We start from the raw sequence: 20949 nt of genomic DNA on the forward strand, positions 1-20949 counted from the left end.
CATGCAGCACATGTGAGCTGCTGTTTTGACTACTTTAGCGTCCCGTCCCAGCGTACACAATGGCTTCTTCATCGCCACCGAGCTGGAAACGATCGTGGATAGCGCGTACGGCCTTGTCCACGTCGGTGTCGCGGATCAGCACGGAGATGCGAATCTCGGAGGTGCTAATCAGTTCGATGTTGACACCTACATCGCGCAGAGCTTCGCAGAAGTCGGCGGTTACGCCGGGGTGGGACTTCATGCCCGCGCCGACCAAGGACACCTTGCCCACGTGATCGTCGAAGATGAGGTCCTGCCAGTCGTTCTGCTCCTTGATGGTCTTCAACAGCTGCATCGCGCGGGTTGCATCCGTGCGTGGGCAGGTAAAGGTGATGTCAGTGCGGTTGTTGTCGATCTTGCTGATGTTCTGCACGACCATATCGATGTTGATTTCCGCATCAGCGATGGCACGGAAAACCTTCGCCGCTTCCCCCGGGGAGTCCGGGATACCGAGGACGGCGATCTTAGCTTCGGAGCGGTCGTGGGCCACGCCGGTGAGTACTGCTTCTTCCATGGGAATATCCTCCATTGATCCAGAGACGAGGGTGCCGATGTCGGTGCTGTATGAGGAGCGAACGCGCAGGGGCACATCGAATGCGCGAGCGTACTCCACACTGCGCAGCATCAGCACTTTCGCACCGACGGCTGCCATTTCCAGCATTTCTTCGAAAGAGATCGTGTCGAGCTTCTTCGCATTCGGCACGATGCGCGGATCCGCGGTGTACACGCCGTCGACGTCGGAGTAGATCTCGCACACATCGGCGTTGAGCGCGGCGGCGAGCGCGACGGCGGTGGCATCCGATCCGCCACGGCCCAGGGTGGTGACATCGCGCGTCTCGCGGTTCACACCTTGGAAACCCGCGACCAGGCAGATCTTCCCGTTGTCCAACGCTTCCTGCACGCGCCCCGGCGTCACGTCGACGATGCGCGCGTTGCCGTGCCGCTCGGTGGTCAGCACACCTGCCTGGGAACCGGTGAAGGACTGCGCTTCGGCACCGAAGGAGTTAATAGCCATGGCGACCAGCGCGTTAGAGATGCGCTCACCGGCGGTCAGCAGCATGTCCATCTCGCGTGCGGGCGGCACGGGGTTGACCTGTTCGGCAAGCTCCAGCAGATCATCGGTGGTGTCTCCCATGGCAGAGCACACGACGACCACGTCGTTTCCCTGCTTCTTGGTTTCCACGATTCGCTCGGCTACGCGCCGGATCCTCTCCGCGCTTTCCAGCGAGGAGCCGCCGTATTTCTGAACGATGAGCGCCACTGGTTGTTGCCACCTTCCGGTTCTATTCTTAATCAGATTTTAGACTAGTTGGTCTGTTTGGTTGAGGCTAGGTTTCGGGGAACTATTTCTTCTTTATGACGCCCCACCCCAGGCAATCACATACGCCACTTACGTAACACGCGCACCACTGGCCAATAATCGACTCCCCTCCCCGAGTCCGATACAGTTACCCCAGTAAAGCTTTGAGAAAAACGTAGTGCAGATAACAACGCAGCACAGATAACACAGCAGATAGAAACGGCATAGAAAAGGTAAGGGGGCGCGATGATCGAAAACAACGCTCTTGCAGTTGTTTTCGCCCTCGGCTCAGCCCTCACCATCGCCTGGGGGACGGTGGTACGCCACCGCATCGCTATCGCTTCCGGCGAAAACCGCAGCGGCGCCATCATGGATGCCATCAAACAGCCCATGTGGTGGGTCGGTGTTGCCAGCGCCCTTTTTGGATACTTACTGCAGATCATTGCGCTGGCATTCGGAACACTGCTGGTAGTACAGCCGATCCTGGTCCTCTCCTTGATGTTCACCCTGCCACTGTCGGCGAAGTACGACGGACGACGGATATCGGCGTCCGAAACCGCATGGGCGGGACTATTAACCGCAGCAGTAGCTGTACTGGTGATACGCGGCAACCCCGCACCTGGGCACCGCGAGCCCGATCTGACAGTCTGGCTTATTTGCCTGGGCATTGGAGCAGTAGTTCTACTAGCCTTCTTCGTTTACGCGTTGGAGCAGGCAGCGGCGCTGCGCGCGCTGATTTTGGGATCCATCACCGGCGCGATCATGGGCTATGTGGCCGTGCTATCGAAGGCTGTGGTGGACGTCTTTAGTGATTCCGGGGCGCCCGCACTTCTCGCCTCCTGGGAGCTATGGACGCTCATCGCTTTCGCAGCAGTGGGCACGGCAGTACAACAAGCGTCATTTAACGCCGGCCCACTTAAGAATTCCCTGCCCGCAATGACGGTAGTGGAGCCGATTTTTGCGTTCATTCTGGGATATATCGTGCTGGGCGAGAAGTTCCGCATCACAGAATGGGAATACGCCTACATGGCAGCCGCGACCGCCGTCATGCTGATCTCGACAGTGATTCTCAGCCGGAAGTCTCTCGAAGAGGATGGCGACGAAGAGACCAATACAACGACCAATACAACCACGACTAGCGCGACTAATGCGACCGCCGAAACTGGGGCAACCGACATGACGGCGTCACCAAATAGCACAACAACCACCCCACAATGAGGGACACGTATCCCAAATAGTGGGATAAAACATCATTCTCATGTGACGTAGCTAATAGTCGGGTTATAGTCGGAAACATGACTACGCCAGCGCGCAACCTGCTTCTGTGACGCGGCGGGGCTCAAAGGTTTTAAGCGATAGTGAGCAAACAGCTCACCCACCGACCGGCACCCCGTCGCGGAGTTTGGTGTTGCCGGTCGGGAATCACGACAAAGAACAAACAACTTCTTCCCCGTCTTTTCAGGAGCCCCCACCTATGTCTAACGACACTTTCATCTCCGCACCCGCCCGCATCAATACCCCCAACGGCGAGATCCCCGCGGATCAACCTGCATGGAACAAACAGCGCAACTCCTCCATGCCCCACGTCCGCTACCAGCCCTTCTTCGAAGAGGTAGAGGAAATCACTCTGCCGGACCGCACCTGGCCCAACAAGGTCATCGACCGTGCCCCGCAGTGGTGTGCCGTAGATCTGCGCGATGGCAACCAAGCGCTGATCGACCCCATGAGCCCGGAGCGCAAGCGCCGCATGTTCGAACTGCTGGTCAACATGGGCTACAAGGAGATCGAGGTCGGCTTCCCCTCCGCCTCCCAGACCGACTTCAACTTCGTCCGCGAGATCATCGAGAACAACATGATCCCCGATGACGTCACCATCCAGGTGCTGGTGCAGGCCCGTGAGCACCTGATCCGCCGCACCTTCGAAGCCTGCGAGGACGCAAAGAACGTCATCGTCCACTTCTACAACTCCACCTCGAAGCTGCAGCGCAGGGTCGTGTTCCGCAAAGACAAGGAAGCCATCAAGAAGCTGGCCACCGACGCCGCCGAGCTGATCAAGACCATCGCCGCCGACTACCCGGATACCAACTGGCGCTGGGAGTACTCCCCGGAGTCCTACACCGGCACCGAGGTCGTCTACGCCAAGGAAGTCTGCGATGCAGTCGTGGAGGTTATGGATCCGACGCCGGAGAACCCCATCATCCTGAATCTGCCCTCCACGGTAGAGATGACCACCCCGAACGTGTACGCGGACTCCATCGAGTGGATGCACCGTAACCTGAACCGCCGCGACTCCATCATTTTGTCGCTGCACCCGCACAACGACCGCGGCACCGGTGTGGCCGCCGCCGAGCTGGGTTATATGGCCGGTGCGGATCGAATTGAAGGTTGCCTGTTCGGCAACGGCGAGCGCACCGGAAACGTCTGCCTGGTGACCCTGGGGCTCAACATGCTGACCCAAGGTGTGGATCCGCAGATCGACTTCTCTGACATCGACCAGGTACGCCGCACCGTTGAATACTGCAACCAGCTGCGCGTGCCGGAGCGCCACCCCTACGGCGGCGACCTGGTGTTCACTGCGTTTTCTGGCTCTCACCAGGATGCGATCAACAAGGGTCTGGACGCTCTCGCGGAAGATACCTGGGAGGTTCCTTACCTGCCGATCGATCCGAAGGACGTTGGCCGTTCCTATGAGGCCGTGATCCGCGTGAACTCTCAGTCGGGCAAGGGTGGCGTGGCCTACATCATGAAGACCGACCACAACCTGCAGTTGCCGCGGCCAATGCAGGTGGAGTTCTCCTCCGTCGTACAGGCTGTGACCGATGCCGAAGGCGGCGAGGTTAACCCGAAAGCCATGTGGGATATCTTCTCCGGCGAATACCTGGATCGCGTCTCCCCGATCGAGACGATCTCTCTGACCGTCGACGGCGGCCAGAGTGAGGGTGAGGAAGCCAAGGTCACCGGCCAGATCGAGTTCAACGGCGAACCGCAGACCGTGCAGGGCCGCGGAAATGGTCCGATCAGCGCATACTGCAACGCGCTGGAAGAGCTGGGCTACGACGTGGAGGTGCAGGAGTACAGCCAGCACGCTCGTACCTCGGGCGATGACGCCGAAGCTGCGGCCTACGTCCTGGCGGAGGTTAACGGCGCAAAGTACTGGGGTGTGGGCATTGCAAGCTCTATTACCTACGCCTCGCTGAAGGCCATTACCTCTGCGGTGAACCGTTCCCAGGACGCTGCTGCGGGCGTTTCCCAGGGTGCTTAAAGGCCCTGTCTGCCGGGCTGCAGCCTGGCCACAGGAGCCCCCACCCTGCTGGGTAGTATGTAATCCATGAATGAGAACGATCACTCGGCCGTCCCCGGCCCCGAGCACACCGGCGCGCGCCGCCGCCGGCGCCCGCGCCGGAGGGTTAGCCGCCCGGCAGGTTCTCTCGCTGTAACTTTTTCGGATGTGAGTGCAAGCCATAACGCTGGTTCACGCGCTGACGTAGACGCTGGTTCCTCCCCTGACTCCTCCGGCTCCCCCGAAAACGCCGACCAGTCGAGCCCACGCGAGGAACTCGAATCCGCGCTGCACGACCTCCCGTCTTTGGAAGAGGCGCCGTTCGCGGCTGTCAGCATCTCCACGTCCGGTATCCACCCGAAGACCTCTCGTCTGGTGGCCCTTTCCGTGGTGTTCTTCGGCCCCGGCGCAGCCCCCACGACGAACAATGCTGCCAGCGTCACCGACACAGCCGACCTGCCCACCATCAACATCGGCCAGGAGGTCACTGCGCTTACCCGCCACCTCAACCCCGGCGAGGACGCAGGCCCCTGGCACCTCCACGGTTACCAGGTCAACGAGCTTTCCCAAGCTCTCGGCTTTAACTCCAGCGCGCAGCTGATCCACCAGGCGCTGGACGGGCGCACACTCATCATGCATGAGTCCGATTATGTGTGGGGCTTCCTCACTCATGAGTTCAAGCTGGTACAACGCTCCGCGAACCGCGGCCGCCGCAGCCGTGGCCGCGGTCGCGGGGGGCGGCGCATTCCAATGCCCGCACCGGTTTCCATCATCGACACGCTCGCCACCGCTCGCCGCCAGGCCATCGATTCCACCGACCCTCGTCTGCGCGCTATCGTCGCCAGCTACGGTATTGCCGGTGACGCTTCCCAGACTGAGGCTTCCACCAGCACAAACGCATCTGGAAGCCCCAGCAGGCCCGCCGTGCACGTCCCTGCGACAGCACTGCCGGAGGTTGGTGCGGCGGCGTCACTAACCAAGAGAGAGATCGACCCCGACGAGCTGCTAGAAGCAAACGCGCGACTCACCGCGGCCCTCGCGGTCGCACAACAGCGAGGCGGCGAGCTGACGGTGCTGGATCCCGAAGACCTCGCAGCCGATCAGTTCGGGCTGCGCCGCAGTGGCCTTCGTATTGACGCCGCTAATTCTCCCCGGCCTTTCGTGAATCCTGGCGTGTGGAAGAGCGGGGAGCCGCTGGTTGAAGGTATGGAGTTTGTGGTCAGCCCGGACGTGGCAATCGACCCGGACGAGCTGATTGGCCAAGGTGTTGCCGCGGGTCTGGCGTATAGCGAAAAGCTAAATCGTCGCAGCTCGCTTGTGGTGTGCAACGAGAACTACGAGCTGCGCGGTAAGGCGATGCACGCTGACCGGAAGAGCATTCCGCTGGTGCGCGATGAGGACTTCCTGGCGTTGCTGGCTAATGTGCAGCCCGGTGAGAAGGAGGCCAAGCCAACGAAGCCGGGTGCCGGCGCGCGTCCCCGGACCAGTGGGCTGGCAGGTCCGCGTGGCGGCTCAGGCGCTGGCGGGTCGGGCGCTAGCGGGTCGGGCTCCAGTGGGCGCGGCGCTGGCGGGTCGGGTTCGGGGAAATCCGGCAGGTCTAAGAAGTCGAACAAGAACGGTCGCTCCAGCAACTCCGGCCACAAGGGCAACGCCAACTCTGGCAGCTCCGGCCACTCCGGCCACAAGGGCAACGCCACCTCTGGCGGCCGCGAGGGGCAAATCCCGGGACCCAGCGGTAAGCGAAATCGTCGGAGGCGTCGGCGCCGCAAGAGTTCCGGGGGTTCCGCCAACGGCGGAAACTAGCCCGGCGTGCCCCGCCCCCTCGAAGGCGCCGGAGCAGGGGGCGGCTAGAGCGTCAATGTCCAAAATCTACGAGTTATTAAAAGTAGCTCATTTGCAGCCCAAAAACGTAACCCTCTGACCTGCATGAATAGATTAGTTATATTTTAAGACCTGGAATTTTGGACATCACTCCCCAAAGCCAGCTGGCAGCTCGGCGCCGGTTAGTCGCCCTTCAGCTCGGTGATAAGTGCGCGCACGCGAGCGTCAATGTCATCACGCACCAGTCGCATGCGCTCCATGCCCTCAATACCGCGCTCGGAGGGCTCGTCAGTAACCCACCGCTCGAGGGTCCCCTGCGCGTCGGCGGGTAGCTCCAGCTGAGCGTCCTTGCCGAGGATGACCACCCGGTCAGCCTCTCGCAGCAACTGCGGGTCTACTGCTTTTGGGCGGCCGTCGGACATGTCCGCGCCGACCTCGCTGATGGATTCCACCGACTCCGTGTTGAGCTTCGTTGCCGGTTTGGTGCCAGCGGAATGAATCTCAATGGCCTCGCCAGCATGCTTGTCCGCCAAAGCGGCCGCCATTTGCGACTTGCCGCCGTTGCCTACGCAGACGAAAAGTACCTTGGGTTTATTGGTCATGGTTTAATCCTCCCCCATCGAGACGGAACGTGCTGGACTGCTGTGCTGCACGGGCAGTGTCGGATCGCCGTTGAAGAGCTTAGGACCCACCCACAGCATGACGTAGACCAGACCGACTAGCACCGGAATCTCGATCAGCGGGCCGACCGTTCCAGCCAGTGCCTGCGCAGAGGTCGCACCAAAAGTACCGATAGACACGGCGATGGCAAGCTCGAAGTTGTTGCCCGCAGCGGTAAAAGACACAGAGGCCGACTGGGCGTAATTCAACCCCGCAGCCTTGGACACAGCCAGCGCCAGGGCAAACATTCCAGCGAAGTAGGCCACCAGCGGGACCGCCGTGCGAGCCACCGTCCACGGGTGGTCCGTAATCTGCTCTCCCTGCAGCGCAAACAGAAGCACGATCGTATAAAGCAGGCCGATCAGCGCGAGGGGAGAAACCGCGGGCAAGAACTTTTCCTCGTACCACTGCTGCCCCTTCAGCCTCTCCCCGAGCACGCGGGAAGCCAAGCCAGCCGTCAACGGGATACCCAGGAAAACCAGGACGGATACCACGATCGACCAGAAGGAAAAGTCTGCCGAGGTTGTAGGAAGCCCCAGCCAGCCAGGGAGAATCTGCAGATAAAACCAGCCCAGCACTCCAAACATGAGCACTTGGAACACAGAGTTGATCGCCACAAGGACGGCGGTCACCTCTCTATCCCCGCAGGACAGCTCCGACCACACCAGAACCATCGCGATGCACCGGGCCAGGCCGACGATAATCAGCCCAGTGCGCAGCTCAGGCTCGTCGGGCAAACATACCCAGGCCAGGGTGAACATCAACGCGGGCCCAACGACCCAGTTGAGGACGAGGGAAACCGCCATCAGGCGCTTATCCGCCGCAATCTGCCGGGTTTTGTCGTAGCGAACCTTCGCTAGCGGCGGATACATCATGACCAGCAGGCCGAGTGCGATCGGAAGCGAGATCCCTCCCACCTCCAGTTCCCCGAGCTTCGTTCCGATTTCTGGCACCACCCGGTTAACGAGCAGCCCAGCAACCATCGCGAGGATAATCCACACGGGCAGGAACCTATCCAAAAAGGACATCCGTGGACGCAACGAAGCTGTCATGCAACCTTCCTTAGATATTGACACACGTCGATATAAAACCAAATGACATATTGACGTCCGTCAATATAAATGACATATTGATATCTGTCAATATAAGATGCCCGTATGGCCACCCCGCAGATTTTCCCGCTCGCAGACATCTCCACATGTTGCTCCTTGAGCAAAGGACCGCTATCGGATCCTGAGGCCACCCGTTATGCCACCTTGTTCAAGGTCCTATCCGACCCCGCCCGCTTGCAAATACTCTCCCATCTGGCAGCCAAAGGCTGCGAACCAATCAGCGTAAACCAGCTAACAGACATCACGGGACTAAGCCAGCCCACGGTCTCACATCACCTAAAACGGCTTACCGATGCAGGTCTGCTCCGCAAGGCCCGAACAGGTCGCACTGTTACACACCTAGTAAAGCCCGAACTCTTCGCTGAACTTCGTGCTGTTCTCCAAATGGACTAACGCTCGCCATCTCCGGCGCACCAGCCTCCAAATTCCAGCACGCCCCTGCGGGTACACTTAGTCCCCATGGGTAAATCAGATCGAACCGGCGCTCAGCCCGGCACTGAACAGCGCACGGCCACGCAGCGCTCCACGCAGCACGGAGAACGGCAGCCCGCCGGCGCACGTCGCTCCAGCCTGCAGCGGATCCGCAGCTCCGTGGCGATCCGCATGGCGCAACTGGCCACGTGGGCGTCAAGAAAAGCGGGCCGCGGAGCCGGCGGCATGATCGGCGGCCTGGTCGGCGGGGCCATCGACCCGCAGCTGATGGCGAGCCTGGGGCCGGGCAAAGGTGGCGTGAAGCGACCAACGGCGCTGGTCACGGGCACGAATGGCAAGTCCACAACCACACGCATGCTGGCCAGCGCCGTTCGCTCTGCAGCCACCGTCTGCACCAACGAGGGCGGCGACAACATGGATGCTGGTGTTATTAGCGCTCTACTCGCCGGGCGCGATGCCGAAGCGCTGGTTCTCGAAGTCGATGAGCTGCACGTCCCCAGCATTGCCGAGAAATTGGACGCAGATGTACTGGTGCTGCTGAATCTCTCACGCGACCAATTGGACCGCGTGGGCGAGATCAACAAGATCGAACGGGCACTGCGGGCATGCGTGGAAGCACGCCCACACATGCAGATCATCGCGAACTGCGACGACGTTTCTGTCACCTCCGCCGCCTGGGATTCCCCAAACGTCCAGTGGGTCAGCGCCGGCTTTGGGTGGGCGGGCGATTCCACCAGCTGCCCGCGCACCGAAGGCGCGATCATCCACCGCACCGGCGAGGATGGCGTGGTGGACTGGTTCGCCGCAAAGAAACTCCCGGACGGTCGCGAATTCCGCAGGCCAACCCCCGATTGGCGAATCACGGATGAAGGGCTAATCGACCGTGAGGGCCAACTGCACCCCATGAATCTAACCCTTCCCGGCAACGCGAACCGCGGCAATGCCACGCAGGCCGTCGCAGCGGCTGTGGCCGTGGGAGAACTGCTGCACCGTCCGATCCCCACCGAGCAGGCCATCGCCGCGGCTGAGAAGGTGGATAATGTCGCAGGCCGCTACTCCGTGGTGCGCTTCGGCGACCACGAGGTGCGCCTGATGCTGGCGAAGAACCCAGCCGGTTGGCAAGAGGCACTTTCCATGGTGGACCGCACCGCCGATAGCCTCGTGATCAGCGTAAATGGTCAGGTTGCCGACGGGCAGGACCTGTCGTGGCTATGGGACGTTCGCTTCGAGAACTTCGAGGGCGTGCACGTGGTGGCCGCCGGCGAGCGCGGTACTGATTTGGCTGTTCGCCTGGGCTACGCCGCCGTCGAGCACAACTTGATTAAGGATACGGTCGAGGCGATCCGTTCCTGCCCGCCGGGCTGCGTGGAGGTTCTGGCGAACTACACAGCGTTCCGCGATTTGAAGCGGGTGCTGGACAAGGAAGGGGAAGCGTAAATGAGCAGTGCCAACAAACCTGCAGACCTCAACATCGGCCTGATCCTGCCCGACGTGCTCGGCACCTATGGCGACGATGGCAATGCCCTGGTGCTGCGGCAGCGCGCCCGTATGCGCGGTATTGCGGCGGAGATCCAGCCAATCCACCTGGGAGAGCCCGTCCCAGAGACCTTCGACATCTACACCGTCGGTGGCGGCGAGGATACCGCGCAGGTTCTGGCCGCCGAGCACCTTATCAGCGATGGTGGTATTACCCGGGCCGTCGCCGCCGGCCGCCCGGTGCTGGCCATTTGTGCTGGTCTACAGGTGTTTGGCGAGTCTTTCACCAGCCACGGTCGCACCGTTGAGGGACTGGGGCTTATCGACGCCACCACGTCTCAACTCGCCAAGCGCATGATCGGCGAAATCGCCTCCACCCCGGCAGCCTCCGCCGTAATCGGCGGGGAAACAGGCCTGACCGAACCACTGACGGGATTTGCCAACCACATGGGTGCCACCATCCTGGGCGCGGATGCCGAGCCCCTGGGGCGCCTTACCCGGGGCACGGGCAACACCGACAGCCATGGTGCGGAGACCGCCGGGCTCTCCGGCGAGGATGCTCACCGGCAGACTCGCGCCGAAGGCGCGGTGCAGGGTTCGGTTGTGGCAACGTACATGCATGGCCCCGTGCTGGCCAGGAATCCGCAGTTGGCGGACTGGCTGCTCGCCCGCGCGATGGGGGTTGCATTCAACGAGCTGCCCGAGTTCCAAGGTGAGCTGGCGGAACAGTTGAACCGTGAGGTGGCGTCGTTAAGAAAGGAGCGCCTCTAAGCACCGAGCTTGGCCACGCTAAGGATCATCGGCAGCTGAAGGGGGACGCGCGCGAAGGCGATGGCGCGCGCAGGCTGCGGTTTGGCGCGCCAGTCCCAGGCCATCTTGATGTTGCCGGGGAGCACGCCGACTAGAAAGAGTGCGGCGGCGGGGGCGATTGTACTGCGTAGCGCGCGGCGCCATTCGGGCTTCAGGCTACATGCCGCGATGCTGGTGGCCAGGGCGATTTCCATGGCTCCGGAGCCGAGCGTCCAGGCGCGCGGGGTGCCGGGGAGTTCCTCTGGAACGATCTGGTCGAAGCCCTCCGGCTTAACAAAGTGCAGTACGCCTGCGATGCCGAAGACGGTTCCCCATACGGCGGAGCGGATGCCGGCCGCGCGGGACAGGTGGTGCGGACGGATGGCGTTGTGCAAAGGGTTTTTACTCATGGGCGCCACTGTAGTCCCGCCGTGCGACAGGGGTACACAGGCGACAGGGGTGTAGAGACTACAGCGCGGTGCGCCCCGCAAACGCGCGGGAAAGCGTGAGCTCGTCGACGAACTCCAAGTCCCCGCCCATCGGGATGCCCGAGGCCAGGCGGGTGACCTTCAGCCCGGGGAAGTCGCGCAGCAGGCGAGCTAGATAAGAGGCCGTTGCCTCGCCCTCCGTGTTGGGGTCGGTGGCGATAATAACCTCGGCGATCTCGGGGGCTGTGTCATACTCGATATCATTTTCCACGTCGCCGGTGCGGGAATCGTCACCGACGGTGGATGTGGCGTCACTAAGTGAGGCACCGCTGCCCTTCGCGCCGAGCGCAACATCCGGCAGTGCCCCGCCGATGCGCTGCACCAAGGGGGTTACGTTGAGTTCCTTTGGCCCAATTCCGTTGAGTGGGTCAAGCGCCCCGCCGAGCACGTGGTAGCGCCCGCGATACTCCGCGGTGCGCTCAATGACCTGAATATCCTTGGACTCCTCCACCACGCAGATGATGCTCTTGTCGCGATGGGAATCCGCACAGATCCGGCACACGTCCTCTTGGGAGATGTTGTGACAGATACGGCAGAACGTCACGCCGCGCTGCAGGCGGCCGAGTGCGCTTTGGAAGCGTTCGATATCTTCCGGCTCCTCATTCAGCAGGTGCAGGGCGATGCGCTGTGCGCTTTTTGGCCCGATGCCGGGGAGCCGTGAGAACTCGTCGATAACGTCCTGTAGTGGTCCTTCGAACAACTAGATCTCTCTTTGGAGTTCTTAGAAGGCTTAGAAGCCCAGGCCGTTCATGCCCTGGGACAGCGGGCCCATCTTCTCCTCAGCCAGGGTCTGCAGCTTCTGGTTCGCATCCTTGAACGCGCCGAGCAGCAGGTCCTTGAGGGTGTCGATATCTTCTGGGTCGACGATCTTGGGGTCGATCTCCATGTCGGTGACCTCGCCGGTGCCGGCGACGGAGATGGTGACCAGGCCGTTGCCTGCCTCGCCCTTAACGGTGGAAGCTGCGATCTCGCGCTGTGCTTCCTGCAGCTGTGCCTGTACCTGCTGTGCCTGCTGCATTAGCTGGTTCATGTCTGGCTGGCTCATGTGTTTTTACCTTTCGTTGGTGTTTTTCATGGGGTGTTTTCCATGCTTGGATTTTGCTCTTCCACAACTCTACCGGTCGGTCCCGACAGGCGTGTTAGGCGCCGTCGCGTGTGGTCGCTGTGGTGTTCACGCTTAGCGAACTCGCTCCGCGCCGAGGCTCTTTTCGATCAGCTCACCTGCGATTTCCAATGGTGTGCGGTGATCGCGCTCGCCGGGGGCGCGCTCGATGTCTGCGAGCAGCTCGTCGCGTTCTCTTTGTTCATTTCTTTGTGACGCCCCCTCGCTCTCCTTTCCCCCAATCTCACGTTGGGGTTGCGGGAGGTTCTCCGCTGGCTGAGGTTCGGCCTCCATGGGTTCCGGCGGTAGCGGAGCATCGGCCGCATAGTCCCGAGCTGAGTCGGCGGGGTTGGCAACGGAAGCGGCAGCGCTGCCGTCCCAGGCGTCGACTGGTCCGTCGGCAAAAGCATCAGCAGGCGGCTCATCGGGCAAAGGCACTCCGTTAAAGCCATTTTCCATGTTGTACTTCTTGCGCGCCTTGGCCCGCTCGGCGCGCGCACGCCAGCCGGAGTTCGGATCGTCCTGCGCAGGAGTATCCGTTTGGTTGGCATCAGCATTGGATTTACCGTTGCGGTGAGAGTGCGAGGCTTTGCGCATCGCTTCTTCCATCGCGCGGGCTCGTTCCAGGGCGCTGTTGGCGGCACTGCGGGAGGCCACCGCATCCATCGGCGTTTCCGCTGGTACGGGGTTCACCGGGGTGGAGGAAGGAGTGGCAGTGGGCGCGGTGGACGTCGGGGCTGTTTCCTGATCCTCACCGGCGGCGGGCTGAGCCTCCGCCGGTTCAGCTTTTCCCGTTGCATCGCCTCCTGCGGCTTCGTCCCCAACAGGTTTTCCGCTGACGTAGACCACGATGCGGGCTGGGCTCCCCGTGACGGTTTTGATCGCCTCCGAGTAGACGCCTGCGTTTTTCTGCCCACCGACAAGGCGCGCCAACGATCCGGTGTGGTGGTTCACATGCAGTTCGCCTGCAGTGGGCTGGGTTGCACGCGGGCTTGCTCCCCGTAGCGCAATCCAGGCGCTCAGGTCCTTGTCATGGACGGCATCCATGATCCGCGCCCACGTTTCCGAATCCATTGCCGTCGGCGCAGGCTCGGCGGGAGCGGAGTCAGTCGTCTCCGTAGATTCTGCCGTAGCAGCAGGCTCTGCCTGAGCCGCTGGAGCCACTGGTTCCGTCGGCTCCTTTGGTACCACTGGTTCTGCTGGTCCAGCTGATCCTGCTTGTTCCGCAGCTCCGGCTCTGCGGTGGCGTTGCATGATGTCCCGAGCCCGGCGCGCCTCAGCGATTGCCGGGGATTCTTCCTCCGCAGTCGGTCCTGCGACCGGTGGACCAGCCTCCTCAGGTTTAGGCTGCTCAGGCTGCATTTGCGGCGGCTGCTGTAGCTGCCGCGGCTGTTGCGACTGTTGCGCTTGCTCGTCGGGCTGTTCCTCCTGTGCTGGTTGGCCTGGCTGATCCGGCTGGGTCGCAGCTTTCCTCCGGCGCGCAAACATTTCCGCTCGACTACCGCGCACACCGGTGCCGGTACCCGCGCTGGTAGCTGCGCCACCGCGCCCCTTTTCCAAAGCCTCCACGCGCTGCGCCAGTGCTTCCACTGTCATACCCGCAGCAGGCAGCGCCATGCGGGCACATAGAATCTCCAGCAGCAGTCGCGGCGCCGTCGCCCCGCGCATTTGCGCCAGCCCTTCATTTACCAGGGAAGCACAGCGGGTCAGCGTCGCTTGCCCCATCTTCTCCGACTGCTCACGCAAAGTCTCACGGGACTCCTCCGGCGCATTTACCAGCCCCCGGTCAAAGGCATCCGGCACAGCCTGCACGACCAACAAGTCACGGAAACGATCCAACAAGTCCTCGCCGAATCTGCGCGGGTCATAGCCTGCATCGATCACCTCGTCGACCACGGCGAACAATGCCGCGGAGTCATGCTCCGCCAGCGCGTCCACGGCACGGTCGATCAGGGTGGAATCCGTCACTCCCAGCAGAGCGAGCGCGCGGTTATATGTCACGCCTTCCGGGCCGGCACCGGCGAGCAGCTGATCCATGATGGATAGCGAATCGCGTGGCGACCCGCCGCCCGCACGGATAACCAGCGGATATACGGCATCTTCCACCGGCACGCCTTCACCGGACACCACCGATTCCAACAGCCCGCGCATATCCGGCGGTGCCAGCAAGCGGAAGGGATAGTTGTGGGTACGCGAACGAATCGTCTGCAGCAGCTTTTCCGGCTCAGTCGTGGCGAAGATGAAGATCAGGTGCTCCGGTGGCTCCTCCACAATCTTCAGCAGAGCATTGAAACCTGCCGTGGAGATCATGTGCGCCTCGTCGATAATAAACACCCGGTAGCGCGATTCCGCTGGCGCGTAGAAAGCACGTTCGCGCAGTTCACGCATATCGTCCACACCGTTATGCGTCGCCGCGTCCAGCTCCGTGACGTCCAGGTTTCCCGGCCCGCCCGGCGCCAGTGATACGCAAGACTCGCACACCCCGCACGGCGTAGACGTCGGCCCCTTTACGCAGTTCAGAGAGCGGGCCAAAATGCGCGCGGAGGAAGTCTTACCGCAACCGCGCGGCCCCGAAAACAGATATGCGTGGTTAATCCGCCCGCTATCCAGCGCCACGGACAGCGGTTCGGTCACGTGAGATTGCCCCACGACCTCGGCAAATGTTGCCGGACGGTATTTCCTATAAAGTGCCACGAACCTAGCCTACATTCCGCCTGCGACGACCCATTACGGTTGGTCTAGCGCCAGATGTCATTGATATTGACGCCCTCACGTACCAACCGCTCCTGCACCGCGGCTACACCGGCCGTCTGCGCCAGCTCCAGCTCTTCATCGGTGAGCATCACCAGCTGAGCTGCGATGGTCAGTCGGCCAGGGTGCGTGAACTCCACGTCCGCGTCATCTTCCTTGGAGTGGCGGCTCGCTCCGCCAGAGGTGACTTCGTGAACGTGCGGCACGCCATCGTCCCATACGTACGGCACAACCAACAGGCCATTGCGGGCGGTGATCTTCCGCTCGGATTCTGCGTCCATCTGCTGGACAACGTCGGGCAGGAGCGTGCCGGGTTGCGGCGGCCAGTGAGTTGGATCCTGGGAGATCATCGAGGCTGCATGTGCCAACAAATCAGCAGCGGTATCGTCGTGTCCGCTGACCACCGTCAGCAATTCGACGCGCAGATCGGAACCGTCCTCGGTCTGCAGGCCGGATTCCATGCGCCCCGCGTCGATGGTCATGGCAACCGTCTCAGCCAGCACGGCCTCTACAGCGCCCTCATGGGATGAGGGGTTTTGATCCGTGGGGGCGTCACCAAGAAACACCTCGGCGACAGCGAACTCAGGGAAGGAATCGTTGATCCTGCGGCGTGCGATGGTCGGCTCGCCGGGCAGCAACCCCTGAACCCAAACGAATGTTTCTTCGGTGTTAATGGCGATCCTCCTGCTTAATGGCGCTCACTGTGGGGCTAACCCTTGGTTGGTTCCAGTGGGATCTAGCGCTGCCCGGCGGCGTGCTCGACCATCTCAATGGCGGCGTACAGCACACAGGTGGCGAAACCATCCATGGCAACCTCCAGTTGCTCGATCGTCGGCATGGAGGGAGCCAGGCGCAGATTGCGGTCGTTGGGATCCTGCTTCAGCGGGTATGTAGAGCCCGCTGCGGTGAGGGCCACGCCGGCCTTCTTAGCCAGCTCCACCACCCGAGAAGCGGTGCCATCTAGCAGGTTCACAGAAATGAAGTAGCCACCCTCCGGCACGGTCCACTCGGCAACATTGGCCTCGCCCAGGCGGCGCTCCAGGATCTCCACCACACGGGTGAATTTCGGCCCCAGCGAGCCTGCGTGCTTGCGCATGAGGTCGCGTACGCCCTCGGCATCCTTCAGGAACTGTAGGTGGGCAAGCTGGTTGACCTTGTTCGGCCCGATACCGCGCACGTTCGCGATCTTCTTGTACCACTCCAGGTTTTCCGTGGAGGAAGCAAAGAAGGCCAGGCCAGAGCCCGCGAGAGTGATCTTGGAGGTGGAAGACATAGCCCAGAAGCGGTTCGGGTTGCCCGCCTTCTCGGCTACGTCGAGGATGTTGATGATCTCTGGGAACTCGTCGGTCAGGGTGTGGACTGCGTAGGCGTTGTCCCACACGATGCGGAAATCCGGCGCACCGGTTTCCATTGCAGCCAGGGCCTCTGCAGTCTGCTGGGAGTAGGTCACACCAGTCGGGTTGGCGAACATCGGCACGGCCCACATGCCCTTGACCGCCGGATCCTTCGCCAGCTCGCGTACCTGATCCATGTCGGGGCCTTCGTCTGTCATATCGACGGTAACCATCTCAAAGCCGAATAGTTCCGTAATGGAATGGTGGCGGTCGTAGCCCGGTACAGGGCAAATCCACTTGAGCTTTTCTTCCGCAGACCATGGACGCTCGGAATCGTTTGTGCCGAAGGCGTATGCCCAACTGATGAGGTCGAACATGATGTTCAGGCTGGAGGAATCGCCAGCGATGACGTTCTCCACCGGCAGGCCCAGCACATCGGCCCACAGCTCGCGAATCTCGGTCAGTCCTACGCCACCGCCGTAGTTGCGTACATCCAATCCCGAAGGGGAGGTGAAGTTCTCCCCCGGCAGGCTCAGCAGATCAACCGAGAAATCGAGCTGCTCCGCCGACGGCTTGCCGCGCGTGAGATCCAGGTTCAAGCCCTTAGAATGTAGTTCTTCGTAAGCCTGGCGCACATCCTCTTTCATGCTGAGGAGGAGGTCGGTGTTGACGTTATCGATGTTCATAAAATGTCTCTCCCGCTTGTGGCGTACTGGATTTAGCTTTGTGTGCAAGTCTAACTGAACCCTCGGACAGCGCACCGGCACCCACATCTGCAGTGCTACGGGCTGACGGTTAGGATATCGACAGGCTGCGAGGGACAAGCAGCGGTGTAGCACCGCGCGAACCACCGGGTTTAGTTGGAAAGGACTCACCATGGCAAAGCACGAACCAAACCGGATCCGGGTCCCCGTCGAACGAGCTATCCGCGAGTGTCGCCTTTATGTACAGGGCAAGCAGTACCCAGGTCAGGCCAACTACATCACGGCTCTCAAGGACATCGAGGAGCTGTCGGATGGCACCAGTCAGGACTTTGTCATGGTGACCCTGGAGGAGCCCTCCGAGGAACAGATGCTGCGTGTCGCCCAGCGCTATGGCGTCGACGAACTGATTGTTGAAGATGCCGTCAATGCCCACCAGCGTGCAAAGGTGGAGCGCTACGAGGATCAGCTGTTTTCTGTCATCCGCTCCGTCCAATATGCGGATAACCAGGACATCATCGACCGGCGCGACATCATTCAAACCGGCGAAGTGCAGATGGTCATTGGCCGGAAGTTCATCATCGTCATTTCCCACGGCACGGATCTCCCCAACCCTGAGATGCGGCTCCACCAGGCTCCGGAGCTACGCAGCAAAGGGCCGCTCTCTATTGCGTGGGCTATCTCGGATTATCTAGTCGACGAGTACACACGCATCGCCGAACAGCTCGAAACCCGGGTCGATGATCTCGAAGAGGAGGTCTTCACCCTCCGGGACGAGTTCGACATCGAGAACATCTACACCCTCAAGCGCGAGATCTTGGAAATGCGGCATGCTATCGACCCACTGATCCCCGCCCTGCGCGCGTTGATTCAAAATCATAAGGACCTCACGTCCAAGCAGATTCGGGCTTTCTTCCGCGATGTGCTGGATCACGCCATGTTGGCAAAGGACAAGATCGATTCCTTCGACGAGCGCCTGTCCTCCCTTATTCAGGCGGGTTCGGCGATCATTTCCTTGCGTCAAAACCAAGATATGCGCACGATTTCCGCGGTCGTCGGTATGGCCGCCGCCCCGACAATGATTGCGGGTGTGTACGGCATGAACTTCGAAAACATGCCTGAGCTGCAGTGGCACTACGCGTACTACGTCTGCTTAGCGGCGATGGTTGGCGTAGTCGCGTTGATGTGGTGGTGGTTTAAGCACAACAACTGGCTATAGTCCAGCTCCCGAACCCCAAGTCCCGTCCCCCGGTAATAGATAAAAAAGGGGACCCCGCGCACCCGTCAGAGCTCGTTGACCCTTGCTGCATTCCTGCCCTGGGGGAGTTCACAAGATACACGCCGCGCGGAATCCGTTGCCCATAGTAACGCACGTGCGCTCGTTGTTCCAAAGGCCTGCCCTTCTTCCCTATTGACGCCCACTTTCCAGCCGCCAGCACCCGATTTGGAAACCACAGGCCGCGTTGTGTAACCTGTCACGAGTACGCCAGAGCCATTGCTTTTTGCTCTGCCGTTCGCCATGGAGGATTCGACTAGCGGCCTATGTCACACGCCTGGAACGCGTGCGGGAGTCACATCCCTCGTGGGTTCAAATCCCACATCCTCCGCCATTTGAAACCGGCGCCCCGAAACTTTGATTTCGGGGCGCCGGTTTTCGCATTCTCACTGATTCACCAATCCCGCCCGCACTCCCCTTCCCGTGCCCTAGTTTGGAATGCATGAACGCACCGAGCACGCCGACGAGCACTCCCCCCACCACTGCCCCTCTCGTCACCACGGAATACTCCGAGTCCATTCCCGGCCTCGTTCACGTCCGCCTGAACCGGCCCAACAAGCTGAACTCTCTGACGATCGACCTGCTCCAGCAGCTCATCGATACCGCTCACACGCTGCGCCGCGACCGCTCCGTCCGCGCCGTCATCCTCTCCGGCACAGACGGCAATTTCTCTTCCGGTCTGGACTTCGCGGATACCCTGAAAAGCCCACCCCGTATGCTTTCGCATTTCATCCCGCGTCCCCTGCGCGGCACCAACACTTTCCAGGAAGCGCCGTGGGCGTGGCGTCGTCTGCCGTTTCCGGTGATTGCCGCGGTAGAGGGCTACTGTTTCGGCGGTGGTGTCCAGATCGCTCTTGGTGCGGACTTTAGGTTTACTAGCAATGACGCCCACTGGTCCGTGTTGGAAGCGAAATGGGGCCTGGTGCCGGACATGTCGGGGATCATGTCCCTCAAGCAATTGCTGCCGGTTGACGTGGTGAAAAAGCTGGCCATGACCGGGGAGACCTTCTCCGGGGAACGCGCCGCGGAGCTAGGCCTGGCCGAGGTGGCCGAGGATCCGCTGGCAGCAGCAGAAGAACTAGCGCGAAAGATCATCGAGCGCTCGCCGGATTCGGTGGCCTTGGCGAAGAAGCTGGTCGACGAGACGTGGGAACTTGGGCCGCGGCGTACCTTCGCCAAGGAGCGGTTGCGCCAGGCACGGCTGCTGGTCGGCAAAAATGCGGCTATAGCGCGGAAGGCTGCGCAGAAGAAGGTCCCGCCGAAGTTCCGCCCCCGCGCGGTGCGCTAATCCACAGGTGCCCAGGTGACTGGCTCGCGGGGCAGCTGCTCCGGCTCGAAGGTCGCCAGCAGCTCGGCGGGTTGCACCCCTCCGGCCGCGCGGATATCCACTGCCGGACCCAGCGATTCCGCGATCCACTGCAGCATCCCTTCCGCCCCGCCGGGGAAGTCCCGAAGCGTGACGGCCCCGTCCCGCTTCGCCAAACGCTTCCCGTCGGGTCCCATCACCAGCGGAACGTGTACATACTCCACAGGTGGAAGTCCCAACAGGTGCGCAAGGTACGCCTGCCGAGGGGCGGAGCTCAGCAGGTCATCCCCGCGCACAACCTGCCCCACCCCGGCCAGCGCATCATCGACGACGACTGCCAGGTTGTAGGCGTAATCCCGGTTCACCGCCTCGTGGCCGACAGCGCCGGCGTTGCCCGCGCCCTTGGGAGCGTTTCCACCGCGCCGCAGCACCATGTCATCCACCACCCCGCGGTACGCTCCGCCCCCACGCCGGCCTGCAGCAAAGCTTTCGCGGACTTCCCATTCTCCAACGCCCGCGCGCAATCTCAGTGCCGGTACGCGCCCCCGCTCCGCCAGCTCCTCGCGCTTCTCCGCCCGCGCCGACTCGCCTAAGTTTCGACACGTTCCCGGGTATGCCCCCGGCGCGGCGTGCGGCGCACGAACGGCCTCCGCGATGTCCTTCCGCGAGCAATAGCACTCGTACACGAGCCCTTGTTCGCGCAGATCGTTTAACGCTTTTTCGTACTCCGACCAGGTTTCTTGTTGACGCCGAATTTCCCCATCGTAAGTGATCCCCATAGTGGAAAGGTCCAGTAGTTGCTGATGCGCAGCGGCTTCAGAGGACCTCTGAGCATCAATATCGTCAACGCGCATCCGAAACTCACGGCCTTCATGCTTCGCGAACATCCACGCCAGCACAGCAGTCCGAAAATTCCCCAAATGCAGATCCCCAGAGGGGCTGGGCGCGTACCGCCCCGCCCCTCGCCACATCAGATCCTCCATGCCAACGCCTCCTGTTCCGCTTCCCTGGCAAGGCTACCCGTAGATCTGTCATACTTTTAAGCCAAAGGGGGATGGTTCAGACCTTTAGGGGGAATGTGG

The 20949-nt window shown here is 61.6% G+C and carries 18 protein-coding genes, 1 tRNA gene and 1 other RNA gene; 9 read left to right on the forward strand and 11 right to left on the reverse strand.

The genetic code is table 11. The features are described 5' to 3' along the window. Positions 1 to 34: 34 nt before the first annotated feature. Entirely contained in the window at positions 35 to 1300 is a 1266-nt protein-coding gene (locus tag AC06DS_RS02490; RefSeq protein ID WP_293790898.1) for an aspartate kinase, read from the reverse strand. A gap of 285 nt (positions 1301 to 1585) precedes the next feature. Between AC06DS_RS02490 and AC06DS_RS02495 the strand changes: the two genes are divergently transcribed. The 3 genes from AC06DS_RS02495 to AC06DS_RS02505 all read left to right on the forward strand — a co-directional run bounded on the left by AC06DS_RS02495 (position 1586) and on the right by AC06DS_RS02505 (position 6422). Further along, positions 1586 to 2557, forward strand: a complete 972-nt coding sequence (locus tag AC06DS_RS02495) for a DMT family transporter (protein ID WP_477100904.1) — start codon at positions 1586 to 1588, stop codon at positions 2555 to 2557. A gap of 256 nt (positions 2558 to 2813) precedes the next feature. Beyond that, positions 2814 to 4601 (forward strand): 2-isopropylmalate synthase, encoded by a 1788-nt coding sequence (gene leuA / locus AC06DS_RS02500; protein WP_477100905.1) that lies wholly within the window; start codon positions 2814 to 2816, stop codon positions 4599 to 4601. Positions 4602 to 4667: 66 nt separating this feature from the next. Then, positions 4668 to 6422, forward strand: coding sequence for a DNA polymerase III subunit epsilon (locus tag AC06DS_RS02505; protein ID WP_477100906.1), 1755 nt, complete (start codon positions 4668 to 4670; stop codon positions 6420 to 6422). A 200-nt stretch (positions 6423 to 6622) separates the two neighbouring features. On the opposite strand, the gene AC06DS_RS02510 is transcribed toward AC06DS_RS02505, so the two are convergent. Together AC06DS_RS02510 and arsB are read right to left on the reverse strand one after the other, a co-directional pair. Next, positions 6623 to 7042, reverse strand: coding sequence for an arsenate-mycothiol transferase ArsC (locus AC06DS_RS02510; protein ID WP_239387169.1), 420 nt, complete (start codon positions 7040 to 7042; stop codon positions 6623 to 6625). Between the two features lie 3 nt (positions 7043 to 7045). Then, positions 7046 to 8152, reverse strand: a complete 1107-nt coding sequence (arsB, locus tag AC06DS_RS02515; RefSeq protein ID WP_477100907.1) for an ACR3 family arsenite efflux transporter — start codon at positions 8150 to 8152, stop codon at positions 7046 to 7048. Between the two features lie 105 nt (positions 8153 to 8257). Here arsB and AC06DS_RS02520 point away from each other — a divergent pair, with 105 nt between their 5' ends. The 3 genes from AC06DS_RS02520 to AC06DS_RS02530 all read left to right on the forward strand — a co-directional run bounded on the left by AC06DS_RS02520 (position 8258) and on the right by AC06DS_RS02530 (position 10891). Further along, positions 8258 to 8605, forward strand: coding sequence for an ArsR/SmtB family transcription factor (locus AC06DS_RS02520; protein WP_005292343.1), 348 nt, complete (start codon positions 8258 to 8260; stop codon positions 8603 to 8605). Positions 8606 to 8671: 66 nt separating this feature from the next. Continuing rightward, on the forward strand, positions 8672 to 10081 hold the full coding sequence (locus tag AC06DS_RS02525) for a MurT ligase domain-containing protein (RefSeq protein WP_477100908.1): 1410 nt from the start codon (positions 8672 to 8674) through the stop codon (positions 10079 to 10081). Beyond that, the gene (locus tag AC06DS_RS02530; RefSeq protein WP_477100909.1) at positions 10082 to 10891 is read left to right on the forward strand and encodes a type 1 glutamine amidotransferase; all 810 of its coding nucleotides are present in this window, start codon (positions 10082 to 10084) and stop codon (positions 10889 to 10891) included. Here the strand turns inward: AC06DS_RS02530 and AC06DS_RS02535 are convergent. The 6 genes from AC06DS_RS02535 to AC06DS_RS02560 all read right to left on the reverse strand — a co-directional run bounded on the left by AC06DS_RS02535 (position 10888) and on the right by AC06DS_RS02560 (position 17231). Beyond that, entirely contained in the window at positions 10888 to 11319 is a 432-nt protein-coding gene (locus tag AC06DS_RS02535; RefSeq protein ID WP_477100910.1) for a DoxX family protein, read from the reverse strand. The genes AC06DS_RS02530 and AC06DS_RS02535 overlap by 4 nt on opposite strands. Before the next feature lie 58 nt (positions 11320 to 11377). Beyond that, complete coding sequence (gene recR / locus AC06DS_RS02540; protein WP_477100911.1) at positions 11378 to 12097, reverse strand: recombination mediator RecR; 720 nt, start codon at positions 12095 to 12097, stop codon at positions 11378 to 11380. Between the two features lie 30 nt (positions 12098 to 12127). Further along, a complete protein-coding gene (locus AC06DS_RS02545; protein ID WP_293790906.1) occupies positions 12128 to 12442 on the reverse strand; it encodes a YbaB/EbfC family nucleoid-associated protein in 315 nt (104 codons plus the stop codon). Between the two features lie 132 nt (positions 12443 to 12574). Continuing rightward, positions 12575 to 15193, reverse strand: a complete 2619-nt coding sequence (locus AC06DS_RS02550) for a DNA polymerase III subunit gamma and tau (protein WP_477100912.1) — start codon at positions 15191 to 15193, stop codon at positions 12575 to 12577. A 44-nt stretch (positions 15194 to 15237) separates the two neighbouring features. Then, a complete protein-coding gene (locus AC06DS_RS02555) occupies positions 15238 to 15816 on the reverse strand; it encodes a hypothetical protein (RefSeq protein WP_477101218.1) in 579 nt (192 codons plus the stop codon). A gap of 170 nt (positions 15817 to 15986) precedes the next feature. After that, positions 15987 to 17231 carry an aspartate aminotransferase type Ic gene (locus AC06DS_RS02560; RefSeq protein ID WP_477101219.1) on the reverse strand — a complete coding sequence of 415 codons (1245 nt, stop codon included), beginning with the start codon at positions 17229 to 17231 and terminating at the stop codon, positions 15987 to 15989. A 229-nt stretch (positions 17232 to 17460) separates the two neighbouring features. Between AC06DS_RS02560 and AC06DS_RS02565 the strand changes: the two genes are divergently transcribed. Further along, entirely contained in the window at positions 17461 to 18504 is a 1044-nt protein-coding gene (locus tag AC06DS_RS02565; protein WP_011274287.1) for a magnesium and cobalt transport protein CorA, read from the forward strand. 43 nt (positions 18505 to 18547) lie between these two features. On the opposite strand, the gene ffs is transcribed toward AC06DS_RS02565, so the two are convergent. Further along, positions 18548 to 18642, reverse strand: an RNA gene (ffs, locus tag AC06DS_RS02570) — signal recognition particle sRNA small type. 164 nt (positions 18643 to 18806) lie between these two features. Here ffs and AC06DS_RS02575 point away from each other — a divergent pair. After that, positions 18807 to 18895, forward strand: a tRNA-Ser gene (locus AC06DS_RS02575). 108 nt (positions 18896 to 19003) lie between these two features. Continuing rightward, on the forward strand, positions 19004 to 19849 hold the full coding sequence (locus AC06DS_RS02580; RefSeq protein ID WP_477100913.1) for a crotonase/enoyl-CoA hydratase family protein: 846 nt from the start codon (positions 19004 to 19006) through the stop codon (positions 19847 to 19849). On the opposite strand, the gene gluQRS is transcribed toward AC06DS_RS02580, so the two are convergent. Then, complete coding sequence (gluQRS, locus tag AC06DS_RS02585; RefSeq protein WP_477100914.1) at positions 19846 to 20850, reverse strand: tRNA glutamyl-Q(34) synthetase GluQRS; 1005 nt, start codon at positions 20848 to 20850, stop codon at positions 19846 to 19848. The genes AC06DS_RS02580 and gluQRS overlap by 4 nt on opposite strands. Positions 20851 to 20949 lie beyond the last annotated feature (99 nt).

The sequence above is a fragment of the Corynebacterium sp. TUM25015 genome, assembly GCF_056393505.1.

What these genes read in the sequence shown, in the direction of transcription:
- AC06DS_RS02495 (WP_477100904.1), top strand. Translation starts at nt 1,586, where the DNA reads ATGATCGAAAACAACGCTCTTGCAGTTGTTTTCGCCCTCGGCTCAGCC.
- leuA (WP_477100905.1), top strand. Translation starts at nt 2,814, where the DNA reads ATGTCTAACGACACTTTCATCTCCGCACCCGCCCGCATCAATACCCCC.
- AC06DS_RS02505 (WP_477100906.1), top strand. Translation starts at nt 4,668, where the DNA reads ATGAATGAGAACGATCACTCGGCCGTCCCCGGCCCCGAGCACACCGGC.
- AC06DS_RS02510 (WP_239387169.1), bottom strand. Translation starts at nt 7,042, where the DNA reads ATGACCAATAAACCCAAGGTACTTTTCGTCTGCGTAGGCAACGGCGGC.
- arsB (WP_477100907.1), bottom strand. Translation starts at nt 8,152, where the DNA reads ATGACAGCTTCGTTGCGTCCACGGATGTCCTTTTTGGATAGGTTCCTG.
- AC06DS_RS02520 (WP_005292343.1), top strand. Translation starts at nt 8,258, where the DNA reads ATGGCCACCCCGCAGATTTTCCCGCTCGCAGACATCTCCACATGTTGC.
- AC06DS_RS02525 (WP_477100908.1), top strand. Translation starts at nt 8,672, where the DNA reads ATGGGTAAATCAGATCGAACCGGCGCTCAGCCCGGCACTGAACAGCGC.
- AC06DS_RS02530 (WP_477100909.1), top strand. Translation starts at nt 10,082, where the DNA reads ATGAGCAGTGCCAACAAACCTGCAGACCTCAACATCGGCCTGATCCTG.
- AC06DS_RS02535 (WP_477100910.1), bottom strand. Translation starts at nt 11,319, where the DNA reads ATGAGTAAAAACCCTTTGCACAACGCCATCCGTCCGCACCACCTGTCC.
- AC06DS_RS02545 (WP_293790906.1), bottom strand. Translation starts at nt 12,442, where the DNA reads ATGAGCCAGCCAGACATGAACCAGCTAATGCAGCAGGCACAGCAGGTA.
- AC06DS_RS02560 (WP_477101219.1), bottom strand. Translation starts at nt 17,231, where the DNA reads ATGAAAGAGGATGTGCGCCAGGCTTACGAAGAACTACATTCTAAGGGC.
- AC06DS_RS02565 (WP_011274287.1), top strand. Translation starts at nt 17,461, where the DNA reads ATGGCAAAGCACGAACCAAACCGGATCCGGGTCCCCGTCGAACGAGCT.
- AC06DS_RS02580 (WP_477100913.1), top strand. Translation starts at nt 19,004, where the DNA reads ATGAACGCACCGAGCACGCCGACGAGCACTCCCCCCACCACTGCCCCT.
- gluQRS (WP_477100914.1), bottom strand. Translation starts at nt 20,850, where the DNA reads ATGGAGGATCTGATGTGGCGAGGGGCGGGGCGGTACGCGCCCAGCCCC.